Source organism: Bombilactobacillus apium (assembly GCF_013385145.1).
In the GTDB taxonomy this organism is placed as follows: Bacteria; Bacillota; Bacilli; order Lactobacillales; family Lactobacillaceae; genus Bombilactobacillus; species Bombilactobacillus apium.
Genome location: NZ_JABZEC010000003.1, coordinates 170,583 through 188,902 on the forward strand (window position 1 = coordinate 170,583; position 18,320 = coordinate 188,902).

The window sequence follows — 18,320 nt, forward strand, 5'->3', positions numbered from 1 at the left end:
CCTAGTTAATTAAATTCCCCAATTTTTGCGGTGTATCCGTAGGGACTAAGCGAAAATCAATTGCGGTCCCTGCCGCTTCTAACTGCTGCAATTGAATTTTTTCAGCAGTAGTTAAATAAGTAAATGGTGTTACCTTTTCCTTAAATTCCTGCTTTTGAACCCCCCCAATATTTAGGGCAATTCCCGCCGGTAATTGCCTTAGTAGTTCCACCGCTCCCGCCACCGTGTCAGTGACTACAAAAGTCTTTAGGTGAGCAATCCGCGGATTTTGCAGTAACTTTATCGCCTCGGGTATATCACGGATCGCTAGGCGAACTCCATCGGGCTTAGCCATTTTCATGGCCGCCTGCCGCAGTGAATCTTTGACTGCCACTTCACTGGCGATCACAATCGCTTCGTAGTCCAAGTAGCCTTTCCAACTATAGGCAACTTGACCATGTAACAAACGATCGTCAATTCGTACTAATTGAATCATCTTCGTCCTCCCCAAAATCATCTCCCGCTGAAGCTACTTGTAAAAGATCATTAACTACCATAATTTGTTGGTGATTGGTCGCCACAATGGTCCGAATCTGATCGGAAGTTAATTGCTCTGCGGGCGTTGTTAATAATTCCAAGACCAAAGGTAGATTAACCCCGGTCAAAATCAAAGTTTGCTTGAGATCGACTAATTTAAGTAAGGCCTGATTAACGCTACCTCCAAATAAATCGGTTAATACTAAGAGTGGTTGATCTGGATAAAGCCACTGTTTTTGAGCTTGCGCAAATTTTTGGGTCAGCGATTCTTGATCTAAATACAAGTCAAGGGCTTGAGCCTGTTTTTGTGGGCCCAAAATTACTTCTACAGCCGAAAGCAAGCCACTGGCCAAATGGCCGTGCGTCACAATTAAAAAATTCATCTGATTCCTTTCTTAAACTGTTTTATTCAAATACTTAGTTAACCGCGGAAACATGGTCTTCGTTAAATCCCGTTTGTGATCTTGCGCCGTTAAATAACTCAAAACTTGTAAAAAAGTAATATATTCTAAGTTTGTAAAATTTTGCCCCAGAAAATGAGGTTCCAAACAATTAGTCTTGATCGGTCTTGAAAGCAAGAACACATTGGGGGTTATTTCGGATTCAATAAAGGCCTGGATTTTATTAGCTTTATTGACATCAGCCCAAGATTCCGACAATAAGAAGAAGGTCATTCCCGCATGAAAACAATTCTGCGGACCATGAATCAGTTCTTCAATTTCATAGCTATTCGTAATAATCGGGACCATTTCCATAAATTTGATTTCTGCTTCTTGCGCCGTGGCCCAAAGTTCTCCGCCGCCCGCGAAAATAAAGGCCTGGCTATTTTGCATGGTTTGCCGATGTTGGTGGTACCATCTTTGCGACTTCCGAATGACTTTGGGGAGACGGCGCCCCACAATCCTCAATTCCTCTAAATAATAATCTTGATAGGGCTGAGTCAACTGTTGGTTATTTACAGACAATTGCAATAAAAGCATGTATAAAGTCACTAAAGAAAGGGTATACCCTGAAGTCCGAAACAAATAAGGTTCATTTTGCGATCCAATGGGGAAACTATAACGAGCAGCTTGGGCAATCGGACTAGCCAAGGATTCAGTCAGCGCCGCGGTGGGCACCGCCTTTTGATTCAATTGTTCAATGATATGCAAAACCGTCTTAGTTCTTCCGGTTTGGGAAATAAAAAGATACAAGGCATCTTTTTGAATTCGATGTGGGAAAACATGATGCAAGAAATAATTAGGATAGAACAATTCAATATTTAAATTAAGCTTTTCTTCAGCAAAGAGTTTAGCTCCCAATGCCGCATTATAGGAAGATCCTGAAGCAATCATGACTACATGGGTCATTTTTAGATCAGAAAATTCTGCTTTTAAGGCCGGCGCCTGGGCAACTTGGGCTTTTAATAACTTAGGAATGCTATTGATTACTTCTAACATAGTCCGCATTAATTATCACCTCTTTATATTTTTATATTAACAGCTTAATAAATCATATCCACTGCAAAATTTTCCTTATCTCTAAGGAATTAAATACACTTTGTAGCTGTAAAGCTATTAATACAACAAAAAATATATATAATTATTAGTTAAAGTAAATTCAGATCATTATTAAGCATTATTATTACTTGCCATTGATCATCTAAATAGCAGTTAATTTCAACTATTAAAAGTATTATAAGAACTAAAGGTTCATACTGTCAATTATTTATTAAAATTATCTTTTTATACGTAATCATTTGCAAATCTTATTTTCAATAATTTTTAATTAATCACAGATAAATAACAGAAAACAAAAAGAGATATTATTGATATTTATCAAATAATATCTCTTCTTAACAGAAAACAATCTAAATTATTTTTAAAAATAACAAAAAAGGCGACCGCTCGAGTTTCTTGCTGGCAGGTCACCTTTGAAAAGTTTAATTATTCGTAACGTAAAGCAGTGATTGGATCTAGTTTAGCAGCTCTGCGCGCTGGCAAAGTTCCGGCTAAGAAAGCGATCAAACAGATAATGACGGTGATTAAAATTAGGGAACTCCAGTTAAATTGGACGAGGGTAAAGCCGTCTAAGCCTTTTAAGAAAGTCTTAGCAGCCATCGGATTGGCAATTTTTCCTAAACCAATCGCGGCTAATAAGCCCACAACCGAACCAATAAAGCCAATTAAAATCGATTCAAAACTGAAAATTAGGAAGACTTTCGTCCTGCTCAAGCCTAAGGCTTTCATCAATCCGATTTCGCGGGTCCGATCGCGCACAGACATGAACAAGGTATTGATAATTCCAAAACTAGCCGCAATTAAGGCAATTGCCCCAAAGACCATCAACACGCCAGTTACTGAATTAACCACTTGCCGTAATTGATTGACTGAATCTTGGAAAGTTTCGGCAGTGTATCCTTTTTTCGCCAAGTTGGCTTTTACTCGATTAATTCGAGCATCGGTCGGATTTTTAACTTCCGCGGTAACATCCATATAAGATTCTTGTAATTTTTCTGGTAGACCTTCTTGGTTAACCTTGACGATCACATCGGTTAAGCCTTGACTGAAGACCGACTGACTGCCGCCAATCAAACTAGGATTGCGCACGCCGACAATCTTGGCTTTAAAAGTAACATGCTTTTGGGTCGCCTTTCCGGTCGCCGTTAGAGACACCGTCTTGCCCAAAGCCTGTTTACTATTCTTGTAACCTAAAGCCTTAACATAGCCTTCGGAAATTAAAACTTCCTTAGCTGTTCCTTTTGTCGCTACCTGTCGTCCAACCTTAAGATCGTATTCAATTCCTAAAGGTGGCGTGGCGTTAAAAACATACTTGCTGTGGTTTTTCCCTTGAATATAATCAACACCAGCATCTTTTAAGGGCTGAATATTTTTTAATTCTTTTTGTTTCTTAATTACCGCCACATCTTTGGCCTTCAAAGTATTGTCTTGGGCGGTATTTTTTTCTGGATCATACTTCTGGGGTTTGCTACCACTAGCTGCCGCCTGATCATATTTCATATAAATCATCAGTTGGTCCTTATTACCAATATTTCCGACTTGTTTATTAACATAATCGTTGACCCCATTTCTGATCCCCAGGGTAAAGCCCAAGGTTAAAGCCCCGATGACCACAGCGATTACAGTCAAAATGGTCCGTCCCTTATTGTGCCAAAGGTTCCCGACAGCTGAATTTAAAATATCACTAATTTTCATCGTTGACCTCCGCTATTACTTGCCCATCTTTGATCTCAATTTGCCGCTCACACTTTTGCGCTAATTCGGGATCATGCGTCACCACGATCAAAGTAATTTGTTGTTCTTTATGTAACTTAAACAACATATCTTCAATCATTTCTCCAGTTCGTGAATCCAAATTTCCGGTGGGCTCATCTGCAAAAATAATTTTTGGGTGATTGACTAGAGCTCGCGCGATACAAACCCGCTGCTTTTGGCCTCCGGATAAGTCATTGGCTTTGTTATCGGCTTTACTCTCCAAGCCCACCGACTTAATCGCCGCCAAAGCTCGTTGTTTACGCTGACTTCCTTTCAAACCGGCAATTTTGAGCGGTAGCATGACATTTTCCAAAACCGTATCTTGGGCGTTTAAAAAGAATTGCTGAAAGACAAATCCAAAGGTTTCATTTCTTAATTTATTTAAGGCCTTAGCTTTAATACTATGGGTTGGCTGACCATTCAGAGTAATCGTGCCCGAAGTCGGCTTATCTAGTAAAGCTAAAATGTGCATTAACGTTGATTTACCAGAACCGCTTTTTCCAACAATGGCAACAGATTCCCCAGTTTCAATTTGCAGACTGACACCTCGTAAAGCTTGAAACTCGGTCGCACCTTTACCATAGCTTCGAACAACTTGTTCTGCTGTTAGTAAACTCATCGTACGTCCTCCCTTGTATTCATGTAATAGCTATATAGTACACTGACATGCAATAACATGCAAGTTAAAATTAGAAAAAAGGTGGTTTTTAATCTCTTTTTAAAGAAAACTAGTGCTGTGTAAAACGCAGTCCCAAGCAAATTAGCTTTAATTTTAGGCTGCCCTTCGATGGCCGCAAAAGGTCTGCCAAAAGGTAAATTCTTCTATACTGAGACACAAAAACCTGCATAATTTTCCTGCAGGCTTTACGTGATTACTTTTTACTTTTTTCACTCTGGCAACTAGAAGCTACGGATTGGAGCTCTTTTTAGTTAGGCTGGCAATAAACTTAAAAAGTTTGGGCAATAAAGTCCACCGTTCCTGGGCCTCCAGCTTCCTCCAAATTTGCTCGAAAGTCAGGGTTAACTTGATACATCTGTCCTAATTGCCCCAAGATTTCCCGAGAACAAGTGAAAAACTGGTCATTAATAAAAGTTTGGACCGTTGCTACTTGCTTTTGAACCTGCGCATCTTGGGGAGACAGCTTTTGGAGCTTCCCAAATTGGCCTAAGAGTTGTAATAATTTCTGTCCCCAAACTTGTTGTTGCTGGGGACCTTGAGCTTGAACTTTCTGTTCGTATTCTTGATAGATCTTCGTTTGCTCCCAGGCTTGCCGGGCTTGAGCAGCTTGTGTCTTAATTTTTTCTTGATCAAAAGTCATTTCTTGGCCTCCTAAAGTTTGCATCACACGAGCGAAGTTTAGAAGATTATTCAACCGATCGCGACGGCAGCGTAGACGGTCAATTTGCTGGGTTAAGGCTTGATTTTGAACCTTGTCAGGTTGAGCCAAAATTGCTTTAATTTCGGTTAAAGAAAAGTCTAACTCGCGCCACAATAAGATTTGCTGCAAACGCCGCAAAGCCGCCGCATCATATAAGCGATACCCCGCCGCCGTATACTTGCTGGGAAGCAGTAAACCAATTTGATCATAATAACGAAGTGTGCGCACACTAATTCCCATTAATTCACTGACATCCTTTACGGTTTTCATCATCATTCCTCCTCGTGTAACTTTAAGATAAGCCCTGACCTAAGGTAAGGGTCAAGCCCAATTACAAAATAATTATCTCGCTCCCAATTTTTTAGGATTTCCAAAGGATACTACCCCCCAGATAAATAAGCTAAAATGATAATATTATTTTAATTTTTTTGAAACTTAATCCTTGTCTTGACATTCTTTCTTCCTCCAGCAAGCAAATTGTAAGCATTAATTAATTTTCATTATACCATCTTCTGCTTCCTAAAAATCCCTAAAAAATCACGGTTATTTTAATTTTTTTCTGACTTTCTTAACTTAAATCCAAAACTTTCTAAAACAAAAATAACTTTCAACAAACACTCCACTACTAATTTTTTCGCTTAAACTAATTCAGCCCTCATAATCCCCTTTGGCCTGATATCAAAAAATGACGCCTTCTCCTTTCGGAAAAGACGTCATTTCTAATTAATTTTATTCTGCAAAATATTTTTCTAAAATAATAAAAGTTCCTTGGTCCCAGTCAATCTCCGCCTGAACTCCATAAGGAAGAACCGTTCGCGGATAGGCATGTCCAATATTGAAATTATACAAAATTGGCGTCTGATAGGGAGCCGTTTCGGTCAACAAGATCTGCTGATATTCGTCATAATAAACTTTGTTTTGGGGTTTACCAATCACCAAAGCCCGCACCCGGGGAATAATTCCCACCCTAATCAACTTTTGAATCATCCGTTGATATTGCAGTGGTGGAATTTGTTCTTCACTAGTTTCCAAGAATAAGATTTTATCATCCCAAGTTGCCGCCAACGGTAATAATTGATAACGGGAATTCACCTCGGGTTCTTGCGTAAAATTCTCGGGAACTAAAAGTGAATACAGGCTTTCTAGACAGCCACCCAACAACCGTCCCTGACTCTTTCCTTGACCACGCAAAACCTGATAACCCGTATCTGGATAAGCTTGTCTGGGAGTATTTAGAGCAATCGGGGAAAAGTCCGTTCGCTCCTCGTACCAAGTTTGACTGGCCGCGATCTGCGTCTGGGGCGGATTTTCAAAGAAATGTTGCCAGGCAGCTTTCGTATAGGGCAACATCTGGGTATCCAATTCCGCCAAATCATTCAAAAAATTAGGTCCATAAAAAGTTTCTAACCCCAGCTGATATAACAATAAGTGATCAACCGTCGTATCTGAAAAACCAGTAAAGATTTTCGGTTGCGTGCGAACCGCCTGCTGAAATTCTGGATCTTCGGCCAAGTAAGGAACTAAACGAAAAGTATCTTCACCCCCAATTGCCGTGACAATTGCCTTCACCTGGGGGTCCAAAAAGGCTTGTTTAAGATCAGCGGCTCTTTTTTCGGGATGATCGGCCAGATAAGCGACGCCCTTTAAAGTATGCGGCATGAAAACCGGATTTAGTTGCCATTCATTGCGTAAACGATTCAGGCCGAGCCAAAGTTGATGCTGACTGGATTTTTCACCCAAAATCCCGCTGGATAAACTAACAATCGCCACTCGATCACCAGCGACTAACTTTCTCGGTTTCACTAACTTTTGCATGACGCTCACCTTCCCAAATTAAAAATTACTCCTCCATTTTCAAGTTACTGTGATGAATTCCGTAGGTCAGATAGATAATGACTCCTAGACCAAACCAAACGACAGAAGCAATCCAAGTAATTGCTTGAAGGCGCGTCATTAAGGCTAAGCAGAGTAACAAGGAAATAATTGGTAGAACTGGATAACCCGGAACTTTGAAGCCATCATTAACTAGATCGGTCCGCTTCCGTAAAGGAATAATCCCCAAGGAAACAAAGGCGAAAGCAATTAAAGTTCCAATATTTACTAATTCGGCTAACTTATCAAGGTCAATTAAACCACCCATCAAAGAAATGATGATGGTTACGACTAATAAACTGTGGTTGGGTAAATGTTTGGCATTCAAAGAACCTAAGCTCTTGGGTAACAAGCCATCCCGACCAATTGCATAAACGAGCCGCGAACTACTATAAATCATCGTCACCATCATCGTTAACATCCCCGCCATTGCCCCGATGGAAATAATTCCCGAAACAAAGTCTAAGTGGGATAGTTGTAAAGCTAAGGCCACCGGGTCCGCCACATTTAATTGTTTGTAAGGAACCATTCCGGTTAAGACGATAGAAACAATCATATAGAGAATTGTCGCCACAACTAAAGTTCCAATAATTCCGATGGGTAAATTTCGTTGCGGATTTTTAACTTCAGGTGCCGAAGAAGAGACCGCGTCAAAACCTAAATAAGCAAAGAAGACTGTCGCCGCTCCATTGAAGACCCCGCTAGCACCGAAGGGCGCAAAAGGAGTCCAGTTTTTGGGCTTCACGTAGAAGAGGCCGACAACAATGAAGACAATAATAATCAAAATCTTAACGATCACCATTGCATCGTTGACTTTAACGGAAGTACTCATTCCTTTAGATAACATAAAAGCGATTAACCAAATGACAATTACTCCAACTAAGTTGATATAAGTATGTTGTCCCGGATTAAAGGGTCCCGAAATCGCTTGCGGTAAATGGAGACCAAAACCTTGTAAGAAGGAACTAAAGTAAGCTGAAAAACCAACCGAAACCGTGGCGACTGCTAACATATACTCCAAGATTAAAGCCCAACCAATCACCCAACCGATGAATTGACCAAAAACAATATTTCCATAAGAATAAGCACTTCCGGCAACCGGAAGAGTGGAAGCAAATTCTGCGTAACACATCGCGGCCGTTGCACAGACTAAGGCAGCCAATAAGAAACTAATGATCACACTGGGACCACTCTTAGTCGCGGCAACTGTTCCGGGTAAAATAAAGATTCCGGCGCCGATTACCGCCCCAATTCCCAAGGCCATTAAATCTTTGGCCCGCAAAGTTTTATTGAACTTGACGTCTTCTTGCAAGTACTGTTGCGCACTCGCCTTTTGCGTCATCTTTTTCCAGACTGACATATTATCAATTCCTTTTACTTTAATCAAAAATTAATTTTTAGAATAGATGATAATTTATAGCCTGTCAACAGTTGTTTTTTTCAGCCACAGTCTCTGAATTTCTTTCTTAATTGGGCAATTTTGAAAAAAAGCAAAAATTCTATGAGACTAAGATTAAAAAAAGTTGACAGTTTCCCTAAGTTATATTACATTAAAGCTATTCAACCACAAGGAGAATTATGATGCAAGCCAGACATAATCGACAGTTGAATACTTGGCATTATTACTTTCGTTTCTTTAGCTAGTGTTTGTGGCTATTAATTCTTAATAGGTGCAAACACGAATCTAATTTGCACCTGCCAGAGACGACGAAAGTTTGTTTCGTGTTGCAACTAACGCCTCGCAGGTTAAAACTTAATCTGTGAGGCTCCCAATCTAGCAATGTTTACCTCCAGATGAGTTCTCTTATCTGGAGATTTTTATTTTTGAAAGGAGTTTTTTAGATGAACCTTGTCGACCACATGAATCAAAAGCTTAAACTAGTTAAACCTTCCCCCATTCTCAGCTTCTCCGTTTTGGCAGACCAAACTCCCGGTGCCGTTAATTTCACCGTCGGTGAACCTGATTTTGCAACTCCGGAACATGTCAAAGAGGCGGCAATTACTAGTATCCAAGCCAATCGTTCCCACTATGCTCCTTCCAATGGAATTTCCGAATTAAAAGAAGCTGCTAGTAACTTCTTGAAACAAAAGTATGACCAAGATTACAGTCCTGAAGAAATTATCGTCACCTGTGGTGCGAGCGAAGCCATCTATACAATTATCTTGTCGGTCCTGAATGCGGGCGAAAAGGTCTTGATTCCCACTCCTTGCTTCCCCTTATACATTGCTGATACGATGATTGCCGGTGGTCAACCAGTCTTAATTGACACTTCAGCTACCGACTTCAAATTGACTCCTGACTTACTCCAAGAAACTTTGGACCGCGAAAGTGACAGTGTGCGCTTATTAGTTTTGAATTACCCAGTTAACCCAACTGGCGTCACCTACAGCCAAGAAGAATTGAATGCCTTGGCTGATGTCGTCCGCGGGCGGGATATCTTCTTGATGTGTGACGAAATTTACAGCGAATTAAACTATGATCAAAAACACGCTTCACTGGCTAAAACTCTCCCAGAACAGACAATTCTAGTCACCGGGGTCTCCAAGTCTCACGCGATGACCGGCTGGAGAATCGGTTTGTTATGTGCCCCGAAAGCCATTACCCAAGAATTAGGTAAGATTCACCAATTCACGATCACAACTGCCGCAACGGTCACCCAAGATGCCGCGCGTGAAGCCTTGGAAAATGGTCCTGATGATTGCCAGCCGATGAAAGCTGAATATCAAAAACGGCGGGATTACATTATGCAAGTTTTAACAAACCTCGGTTTCACCGGACCACAACCTCGTGGAGCCTTCTACATCTTCACCCAAATTCCCCAAGACCTAAATCAAGATGATGTCGCTTTTGCCCAAGACCTTTTGCAAGAAGGTAAGGTGGCAGCTGTTCCGGGATCTTACTTTGGCCCCGGTGGAGAAGGCTGCTTGCGCTTCAGCTATGCTACCAGCCAAGACAATGTTGAACGCGGAATGAAACTCTTACAAGAGTATGTCCAAAAACAACGAGCCGCTCAATAATTATTAGGAGGAACTAACAATGAAAAAAATTATTTTAACTTCAGTTCGCGACGACGAAATGCCCGCTATTAAGGCTTGGGGCCAAAGAAATCCTGAATATCAAATCGCTACAGTTGCCGAGGAACTCAATCCGCAAAATGTCGCTCAAATCGCTGCGAACTGTGATGCCTTGAATATCCAACAAAATGAACCCGTAGACGCTGAAATCTTTCCTCAATTAAAAGCTGCTGGAATTATGACCATGTCCAGCCGAACTGCTGGGGTTGACAATATCGCCTTAAAAGCCGCTAAAGACAACGGCGTCGTGATTACCAACGTGCCAGCTTACTCTCCCCACTCTGTTGCCGAAATGGCAGTTACTCAAACTTTCCGTTTGATTCGTCAATTAGAACTCGTTGACAAGCGGATGGCGGCTCATGACTTCCGCTACATTGGTCTCCAAGCCCGTGAGATTCACAACTTGACCATTGGAATTATCGGCGCTGGACGGATTGGTGGCCTTGCCGCAAGTCTCTTCCACGCCTTGGGGGCAACCGTAATCGCCTATGATACCAAGCCTAATCCTGAGCTAGAGGATATTTTAACCTTTAAATCGCTGTCAGAAGTTCTCCAAGAAAGTGACGTTATCAGTCTGCACGTCGACTTAAACCCCACTTCCATCAATTTACTGGACGCCCAGGCCCTTAGCCAGATGAAACCAACCGCCTACTTGGTCAATGCTTCTCGGGGAGCTGTTGTTGATACCCAGGCTTTAATCGATGCTCTTGATCAAAAGAAGATCGCCGGTGCCGCCATAGATACTTTGCCGCAAGAAACCGACTTCTTTGCTCACGATATGCGCAATCAACCGATTAACGACCCGCAATTTCAACATCTCTTAGATCTCGACAATGTCATCTTAACCCCCCACATGGCTTTCTATACTGATACTGCCGTGGAAAACATGATTGATATCAGTCTCGATGATATTAAAGCTTTAATGGAAGGAAAAACGAGCCAGCATATCGTTAATCCTTAAGCTTACTCCCTTTTTATTCATCCAAAAAAGACAGCTAAAATTAACTTTTTAGCTGTTTTTTGATCTTTTGTTAACTAGTACTTAGCCTTAAAATAGAGCTGATTATCCTTCCTAATCTTATACGGACCAAAGAAAGGAGCTAACTTTATGTTCCAATATTTAATTTTTGATTTAGATGATACACTACTTGATTTTCAAGCTGGTGAAAAAGCGGGTGTCCAAAAGATTCTCTAAGAACAAGGCATCTGTAATCTGGACCAAGGATTAGCTACTTATCAAAAAATTAATCAAAAACTTTGGCAAAAAATCGAACACGGTTCCCCCCGAACTCCTCTATTTGAACGACGTTTTGCGCTCACCGGACAAAAGCTAGGCTTTACTTGGGATGGTCCCCAGTTAGAAAAACAGTATCGCCAATTACTCGATCATAATTTTCGAATTCTTCCCGGAGCAGACCGACTTCTAAAAAATTTACGAAAAAACCATAAAACTCTCATCGCCGCCAGCAATGGTGTCCAAACCACTCAAATTCAAAGATTAGTCGGATCTGGTCTCAGACAATATTTTGACCAAGTTTTCATTTCCGAAAACAGTGGCTTTGCCAAACCTGGTCCCCGTTTCTTTACACCGCTTTATCAATCCTATCCGCACTTAAGTTCCAAAAACGCGATTCTGATCGGTGATCGTCTCCCATTCGATATTTTAGGGGCTTGCAGGGTTAGTCTTTCCAGTGTCTGGTAAACCCCCAGGGTCAAAGTAATCCTTTTAATTACCAAGCAACTTTTGAAGTTCAAAATTATTCCCAGTTACAACAAGTGTTGCTTGCACCCCAAATCGGCTGACCGATAAGGAAGAAAACTAACGATAAGTTGCCAAAAAGGCCCAGTTGAAAAAGCGATTTTCAATTGGGCCTTTTTAATTTAAATCAATAATCTTCTACTTTAATGCTCGTTTCTACTTCTTAAAAAATAGTTTCTTCCTATTAGTAATTAGCGCAAACGCCCAAGGCCAGCAGAAACCAAATAAATCAGCGTTTCAATTGTGGTAATAAAGAAAGTTACCGGCAGGTTAGTCCAATAGCCCAAAACTAGACCCAGCCAAGTTCCTACCAAGGCAAAACCGACACTCCACAAAGTCAAAGCATGCACTGAACGGCCCCAAAATTGTGCCGAAGCTGCTGGTAAAGTTAAGAGGGCAAAGACTAACAAAGCCCCTACAATCTGGGAAACGACACTGACACTCAAGGACATCATCACCAGAAAAATCAGATTTAAGATCCAACTATGACGAAAACTAGTTTGCGCTCCGATCGGATCAAAGAAATCAAATTTCAGTTGCCGATACAAAAAGAACATCACGACTAGTTCCAATCCCGCAATCACTACAATCTGTTGTACATCTTGGGAGCTAATTCCGACAATACTCCCAAATAAAATATTCGTGGCATAACTACTGCCAGATTTAGCAGTTGTCAAAAATAAGACTCCAAGTCCCATAAAGAAAGCTGAGATGACACTAATTACGGTTCCTTTAAGCGGTTTGTCGCGGCCCAAGCAGCCAGCAACCAAGGCACTAATGATCGTGAAGCTCAACATCCCATTTAAGGGTGTCCAGCCCAGCCAAAGACCAAAGCTAGCCCCCGAGAACCCAATTTCCGATAAAGTATGCGTTAAAAATGACAGTTGTCGAGCAATAATAAAGACCCCAATTACCCCACAGAGGATGGAAATAACCGTGGCCACTAAAAAAGCATTTTGCATAAAAGCTAACTTGAACATCAGACAGTGGCCCCCAAAACTAATTTTTTAGTGCTGTATCGTGCTAACAAAGCTTCATCATGAGTAATCAAGATCACCGTGGTCCCCCGCTGATTTAACTCCGCCACCACATCCATAACTTCTAGCTTGGCTTGAGTATCTAAACTGGCCGTCGGTTCATCTAAAATCAATAACTCGGGTTCAGCGACTAAAGCCTGGGCCAAATAAACGCGTTGCTTTTCCCCACCGGACATGCGCCCAACTCTTGCACGAACTTGATTTTGTAAATGAACCGCGGTTAAAGCTTGGGCAACTTGTTTTTTTTCACTCGCGGTCAACCACGGCCAGTAAGAATGGGTTAATTTCAACTCCACAAAAGCCTGAGCTGACAAAGGATATTCGCTATCCAAATTACGAAATTGCGGAACATAGCCCATCTTCTGTAAGGCTAAGTTCAAATGTAAATGTCCTTGAGTAGGTTTCAATTGACCTAAGATGAGACGCAACAAAGTTGTTTTTCCCGCTCCATTAGGCCCCACAATCGAGAAGAAATCGCCTCTTTGGACTTGAAAAGAGACCTGTTGAAAAACTAATTGATTGCCAAACTTCATTTGAAGCTGATTGGCTTGAATTAAAATGTTGGGCTTCACTACCGCTTCGCCTCGATTTTTAAGACTTGTTGATACGTTTCTTCGAGCCACTGACCATAAGTCTGGTTGGCCGGTTGGGTTTCCCGAACTTGGACAATGGGAATGCCTTCTTTACGAGCTTGCCGCACTAAATTATCAATCGTTTTACTGCTTGCTTGCCGATTCCAAACGAAAAAAGTCAGTTGGTGCTGCTTAATTTGCGCTTGTAATTGGGCAATTTGTTGCGGGGAAGGATCGTTTCCGGCTTCGATTGCCTCCGCAAATTGGGGATTAGCGATCTGATAACCCATGGCTTTTAAGGAATAATCAAAAACCGGTTCACTGACCGCCACCATTTTGCTTGTTCGCTGGGCTTTAATTTTAGCAAGCGTGGCTTGAGCCGGCTGAACTTGGGCTTGATATTTTTGAGCCTGTTTCCGGAAATACTGGCGTTGTTTCGGTTTCTGTTGACCCAATTGTTGCGCTAAACTTTGGGCAGCCTTGCTTAAAGCCTGCGGCTGATACCAAATATGGGGATTAGCACCCGTTTTTTGTCCCAGCAGTCGACCGACATTTAATTTTTTAACCTCTTGATTATTGGCTAGTAACTTCTGCATCCAAGAATCATAATTTAGACCATTGTAGACGGCAATTTGCGCTTGACTGGCCAATTTAGCTTGCTGAACATTGGGTTCAAAATCATGCGGGTTGGCATCAGCTTGCTTCATAATTGTCGTTACTTTAGCATACTTACCTCCAACTGCTTGGGCCATTTGCCCATAAGTAGGAGTTGAAGCCACGATCTTAATTTTGGCGGCGGCGGCTGGATTTTTGGGTGTCTGACTTTGACATCCCAATGCTAAAAAACTTATTATTAATGTAAAACTAGCGAGGAAATAATACTTTATTCGTTGCAATTGACGAAACCTCATCTTTCTTTTATAATCTAAATCGTAATAATTACGTTTTAAACCTTAGCATAATTTAGCACAGATGTCTATTCATCAGAGAGGAAATTCAATGACTACTATTGATCCTGCCTTAGTCGTCCTAACTGAACACCATTATAAAATCACTAAACAACGTCGTTGTTTATTAACTTACTTAGCCCAGCATGCTGATCACTATCTCTCCTTGACCGCCTTAGACGACCACTTGCGGCAACAATTTCCTAAAATGAGTCATGATACTGTCTACCGCAATATTAAAGAAATGCAACCTCTGGGGGTTGTCGAAACCAAGATGTTTCCCTCTGGCTTATGGGTTAAATTCCAGTGTGACTTTCAAGCCGAAAAACATAGCCACTTTATCTGCCAAGAATGTGGTCGGACCTTGGCAATCAATCTCCCAGATCACTTTATTCAGCAGCCCCAACTACAAAATTACCAAATTAACTCTTACAATCTAGAAATTTGGGGACTTTGTGAGCAATGTCAAATAAAATCAGCCACCAGAAATTAATTTACTTGCCAACTAGCCCCCCTTTAGCTATGATAATTGCAATTAATTTACCGTCAATTAAGCACTTTTTTGTTAAATAATACTTATTTTTTAAAATTGGGGAAGCAAAATAACATGGGCAGTTATTCACTATCTAAAAACGTCAGCGGAAAATTCAAACCCCTGACCGCAACAAAATTTAACACTAGCAAAGCTACCGACTTTCATCCAGAACATACTTTTCTGACCACCATGAATCATAATAAGAGCTATCGTTTCGTCTATCCCGCTAATATTTATTCGGAGCCCCACTTAAATGCCGCTATTGTGGGGCAATTTCAAACGGGAGAAACTCTTTATTACCAAGCGCGAATTTACGCTCGGGGACAAACTTGGCTCAAATATTATAATGTTCTCGGTAAGTTTAGCTATGTGGCTTTGCGCGATCACTTGATCATGACCACGCAAGTTCCTGCTCCCAGATCCCTTGTGGCCTCAGCTTCTCGACTTCCCGCAGCGGGCAGTTACCAATTCCTTGAACCAGCAGCGATTCGCTTGGCTCCGAGTCTCCAAGGTAAAATTGTCGGATATTACCATCCAGGGGAGCAGGTTTTTTACCAAGAACAATTACAAGCTAATGGTTCCACTTGGCTCAAATATTCTACCCCTCTGGGGCAAAATTGTTATGTAGAAATTGCGTTGGAGTAATATTTAAAAAATCATCATAATAAGCATCGCTCACAAGTCCAAGGAAAAAGCTAATTCTCTTGGGCTTTTTATATATTGGAAATATTCATCCACTTTAGGAAGCTTCTTTCAACCCCACTCTTTTAGTGATTTGTACAATAATTCTTTTAAGAAAGCGGATTCATTTTTATTTCTCCTCGATTTTTAAAGTGCTATAATTCATAGTGAAATATTGAGCAATATTAACAAATACTTTAGAAAGGTGTTTTTTCAATGGAAAAGAAAATCGTCACCCTCCGCCGACTTCAACTTGGTTCGGGTCGACCTAAAATTGCCGTTCCTTTAACGGGAGCGACTGATGATGATCTCTTAGACCAAGCCCAAGCTGCTCTAGAACAGCAACCAGATATTTTAGAATGGCGGCTTGATTTTTATTCTGCGCTCCAAAAAGCTGAACAATTAGCGGCAAATGGGCACAAGTTACGCCAGTTACTGGGAGATATTCCCTTGATCGTTACCTTACGCTCCGGTCCAGAAGGAGGAAAAGTTGAACTGGGCGACTTATCTTACCAGAATATCTATCATGATCTTTTAAAAAATGATTTTGCGGACGCGATTGATCTAGAACTCTTTCGAAGTCCCACGATCATTCAAGAACTGATTCAGCGCGCTCACCAACATGATTTAATTGTTATCTTGAGTAGCCACGATTTTCAGGGAACTCCTGACCAGCAACAATTAGAACAGCGGATGCAAACAATGGCGCAAATGCAAGCCGATATTGTCAAAATTGCCGTTACCCCCCACAATTCAACGGAAGTCTTAACCCTCCTAAATGCAACTAACAATATGCATCAAATTTTAAAACTTCCGTTGATCACAATGGCGATGGGCGATTTAGGTAAGGTGAGCCGTATTAGTGGTGAAGTTTTCGGTTCTTGTTTAACCTTTGCTGCCGTCCAAACCGTCTCAGCTCCCGGACAAATGAGCCTTTCTCGTTTGAAAAATGACTTAGCAGATTTAGCTTTAACTAGCTAGAAAAGGAGCAATTAGATGACCAAACAAAAGATCACTGGCCAGGCGCAAGCACATAACGGTGAAATCGACTATCAAATTGAAGTTCAAGATCAGAAGATTACCGACTTTAAAATTACCCACCACTCCGAAACTAAAGGGATCTTTGATCAGGTCATTGACCAAATTAAAGCCGAGGTTCTCAACCAACAAACTTTTGCCGTCGATACGATTAGCAGCGCCACCGTCATGAGCCAAACCCTCCTCGATTCGGCGCAAGAACAACTCGCCCACAATAATCTGCAAATAACTCCCCGAACCACAGCTCCGGCAGTTCCAGAAAACAAAAAGATCACCACCGAAGTTTTAATTATCGGTGGCGGAGAGGCTGGTCTGGTCGCGATTGTCAAGCTTTAGCTCAAGGACACCAAGTAATCTTAATGGAAAAGAACAGCTACCTAGGGGGCGCGACTATTTTAAACGGCTCTGATGTAACCGCTACCAGATAACGCTTAGCCCAGCAAATTTTTGGTCAGCAAGAAGATACTCCCGAAAAGTTAGCCCAAGATGTCGCCCGAGAAAGTAAGAACACTAATCTACCGGCCTTGACCCACTTGATGGTCCAAAGTATTGGCCCAGCCATGGACTTTATTGCTGACTTTGCCCAATTGCCCTCGCAAACCCAAACGCCAGAACACTCGCTAGCCCGGCAAATTGAACTTCCAACCGCCAGCAGTTATGAATTTATTCAAAAAGTCGCGCAAGCTTTCCAAGACCACGGCGGCCAACTTATTTGCGGAGCCCGGGTTGAAAAATTATTGTTAGATGATCAAAAACAAGTCCAAGGAGTCCAAGCTCTTGGGAAAAATATTAGTTATGACTTATTTGCAACAACCGTCGTTCTAGCGGCGGGTGGGCACGGAGCCAATCAAAAAATGCGAGGACCAGAAAGTCAAGGTTTGAACTACTATGGTCCTTTAACCTCCACTAGTGACGCCTATAGTTTCAACAGGCCCCTAAACTTGGCGACGCATAACTTAGATTGGTATAAAATTTATCCCCATGGTGTGGAAGTCGAACCCGGCGTGGCCAAATTAACCACCTATGCTTCCAAAAAAGCGACTGATTTGGGGGACAATTTACGTCAACCAAGCGGGGCCAACGGCTCATTAACGAATCTGATGTTTATGCCCCTTTACGCGGCGCTATCTTGCAAGAGCCCAATCGGCGCGCCTATCTTTTGATGGATCAACGGACTTGGGAAGTAGTTTACCAGCTTTTAGTCTTACATGACTTTTCGGCGAGTGAAATCCAAGCTTACTTTGACCATCCTGATCAACGACCAATCTTTGCTCGAGGTTCCTTAGCCACTGTCGCGCAGATTGCCCGGATTCCTGCTGGTCAGCTCCAAACAACTCTTACTAATTATCAAAACTATGCGGCTCAAAAAAACGATCCTGAATTTCACCGGGACCCGCAGTATCTCCAAGCCTATCAAGGTGATACTTACTACTTGATGGAACAAGGCGATCGTTTCGCGACAACTTTAGGAGGTTATTTTATCGATCCCCAACATTTAAATCTGCAAACTAAGGATCAGACCTTGATTCCCAATTACTTCGGAGCCGGAGAAATTATCGGGGGTGTCAACGGTAACGATTCCATGCCCAGCATGATTAATACTTGGGCAATCGCTTCTGCTTATGTTGCGGGGTAAGCTGCTAGTAGGTATTTAG

At 41.7% G+C, this 18,320-nt stretch carries 20 protein-coding genes; 9 read left to right on the forward strand and 11 right to left on the reverse strand.

The window, feature by feature from the left end:
- Position 1: 1 nt before the first annotated feature.
- The 8 genes from HU830_RS04255 to HU830_RS04290 all read right to left on the reverse strand — a co-directional run bounded on the left by HU830_RS04255 (position 2) and on the right by HU830_RS04290 (position 8,381).
- Positions 2 to 475 carry a PTS sugar transporter subunit IIB gene (locus HU830_RS04255; protein ID WP_176942547.1) on the reverse strand — a complete coding sequence of 158 codons (474 nt, stop codon included), beginning with the start codon at positions 473 to 475 and terminating at the stop codon, positions 2 to 4.
- Positions 453 to 899 (reverse strand): PTS sugar transporter subunit IIA, encoded by a 447-nt coding sequence (locus HU830_RS04260; protein ID WP_176942548.1) that lies wholly within the window; start codon positions 897 to 899, stop codon positions 453 to 455. The genes HU830_RS04255 and HU830_RS04260 overlap by 23 nt, the downstream gene beginning before the upstream one ends.
- Positions 900 to 911: 12 nt before the next feature.
- Complete coding sequence (locus HU830_RS04265; protein ID WP_176942549.1) at positions 912 to 1,964, reverse strand: SIS domain-containing protein; 1,053 nt, start codon at positions 1,962 to 1,964, stop codon at positions 912 to 914.
- Between the two features lie 477 nt (positions 1,965 to 2,441).
- Entirely contained in the window at positions 2,442 to 3,710 is a 1,269-nt protein-coding gene (locus tag HU830_RS04270; RefSeq protein ID WP_176942550.1) for an ABC transporter permease, read from the reverse strand.
- On the reverse strand, positions 3,700 to 4,389 hold the full coding sequence (locus HU830_RS04275; protein WP_176942551.1) for an ABC transporter ATP-binding protein: 690 nt from the start codon (positions 4,387 to 4,389) through the stop codon (positions 3,700 to 3,702). The genes HU830_RS04270 and HU830_RS04275 overlap by 11 nt, the downstream gene beginning before the upstream one ends.
- 328 nt (positions 4,390 to 4,717) lie before the next feature.
- A complete protein-coding gene (locus HU830_RS04280; RefSeq protein WP_176942552.1) occupies positions 4,718 to 5,419 on the reverse strand; it encodes a MerR family transcriptional regulator in 702 nt (233 codons plus the stop codon).
- Between the two features lie 459 nt (positions 5,420 to 5,878).
- On the reverse strand, positions 5,879 to 6,964 hold the full coding sequence (locus tag HU830_RS04285; RefSeq protein ID WP_176942553.1) for a S66 family peptidase: 1,086 nt from the start codon (positions 6,962 to 6,964) through the stop codon (positions 5,879 to 5,881).
- 25 nt (positions 6,965 to 6,989) lie between these two features.
- Entirely contained in the window at positions 6,990 to 8,381 is a 1,392-nt protein-coding gene (locus HU830_RS04290) for an amino acid permease (RefSeq protein WP_176942554.1), read from the reverse strand.
- A 482-nt stretch (positions 8,382 to 8,863) separates the two neighbouring features.
- On the opposite strand from HU830_RS04290, the gene HU830_RS04295 reads away from it, so the two are divergent.
- From HU830_RS04295 to HU830_RS09180, 3 genes are all read left to right on the forward strand, one after another.
- Positions 8,864 to 10,039, forward strand: a complete 1,176-nt coding sequence (locus HU830_RS04295; protein ID WP_176942555.1) for an aminotransferase class I/II-fold pyridoxal phosphate-dependent enzyme — start codon at positions 8,864 to 8,866, stop codon at positions 10,037 to 10,039.
- A gap of 19 nt (positions 10,040 to 10,058) precedes the next feature.
- Entirely contained in the window at positions 10,059 to 11,057 is a 999-nt protein-coding gene (locus HU830_RS04300) for a D-2-hydroxyacid dehydrogenase (RefSeq protein WP_176942556.1), read from the forward strand.
- A 306-nt stretch (positions 11,058 to 11,363) separates the two neighbouring features.
- The gene (locus HU830_RS09180; RefSeq protein WP_407647479.1) at positions 11,364 to 11,798 is read left to right on the forward strand and encodes an HAD hydrolase-like protein; all 435 of its coding nucleotides are present in this window, start codon (positions 11,364 to 11,366) and stop codon (positions 11,796 to 11,798) included.
- 248 nt (positions 11,799 to 12,046) lie between these two features.
- Here HU830_RS09180 and HU830_RS04310 read toward each other — a convergent pair whose 3' ends face one another.
- The 3 genes from HU830_RS04310 to HU830_RS04320 are packed head-to-tail and all read right to left on the reverse strand — an operon-like array spanning position 12,047 to position 14,300.
- Entirely contained in the window at positions 12,047 to 12,835 is a 789-nt protein-coding gene (locus HU830_RS04310) for a metal ABC transporter permease (protein ID WP_176942557.1), read from the reverse strand.
- On the reverse strand, positions 12,835 to 13,464 hold the full coding sequence (locus tag HU830_RS04315; RefSeq protein ID WP_176942558.1) for a metal ABC transporter ATP-binding protein: 630 nt from the start codon (positions 13,462 to 13,464) through the stop codon (positions 12,835 to 12,837). Before HU830_RS04315 ends, HU830_RS04310 begins: the two co-directional genes overlap by 1 nt.
- Complete coding sequence (locus tag HU830_RS04320; protein ID WP_176942559.1) at positions 13,464 to 14,300, reverse strand: metal ABC transporter solute-binding protein, Zn/Mn family; 837 nt, start codon at positions 14,298 to 14,300, stop codon at positions 13,464 to 13,466. The genes HU830_RS04315 and HU830_RS04320 overlap by 1 nt, the downstream gene beginning before the upstream one ends.
- Positions 14,301 to 14,463: 163 nt before the next feature.
- Between HU830_RS04320 and HU830_RS04325 the strand changes: the two genes are divergently transcribed.
- The 6 genes from HU830_RS04325 (at position 14,464) to HU830_RS08865 (ending at position 18,301) form a co-directional block, all read left to right on the forward strand.
- Complete coding sequence (locus HU830_RS04325; RefSeq protein ID WP_176942560.1) at positions 14,464 to 14,904, forward strand: Fur family transcriptional regulator; 441 nt, start codon at positions 14,464 to 14,466, stop codon at positions 14,902 to 14,904.
- A 114-nt stretch (positions 14,905 to 15,018) separates the two neighbouring features.
- Positions 15,019 to 15,591: an SH3 domain-containing protein gene (locus tag HU830_RS04330; protein WP_176942561.1), complete on the forward strand. Its 573-nt coding sequence runs from the start codon at positions 15,019 to 15,021 to the stop codon at positions 15,589 to 15,591.
- 252 nt (positions 15,592 to 15,843) lie between these two features.
- Positions 15,844 to 16,608, forward strand: coding sequence for a type I 3-dehydroquinate dehydratase (gene aroD / locus HU830_RS04335; RefSeq protein WP_176942562.1), 765 nt, complete (start codon positions 15,844 to 15,846; stop codon positions 16,606 to 16,608).
- Positions 16,609 to 16,623: 15 nt separating this feature from the next.
- On the forward strand, positions 16,624 to 17,001 hold the full coding sequence (locus tag HU830_RS08855; RefSeq protein ID WP_228765786.1) for an FMN-binding protein: 378 nt from the start codon (positions 16,624 to 16,626) through the stop codon (positions 16,999 to 17,001).
- A 200-nt stretch (positions 17,002 to 17,201) separates the two neighbouring features.
- Positions 17,202 to 17,828 carry an FAD-dependent oxidoreductase gene (locus HU830_RS08860; RefSeq protein ID WP_228765788.1) on the forward strand — a complete coding sequence of 209 codons (627 nt, stop codon included), beginning with the start codon at positions 17,202 to 17,204 and terminating at the stop codon, positions 17,826 to 17,828.
- Positions 17,792 to 18,301, forward strand: a complete 510-nt coding sequence (locus HU830_RS08865) for a hypothetical protein (RefSeq protein WP_324196304.1) — start codon at positions 17,792 to 17,794, stop codon at positions 18,299 to 18,301. The genes HU830_RS08860 and HU830_RS08865 overlap by 37 nt, the downstream gene beginning before the upstream one ends.
- The last annotated feature ends 19 nt before the right edge of the window (positions 18,302 to 18,320 follow it).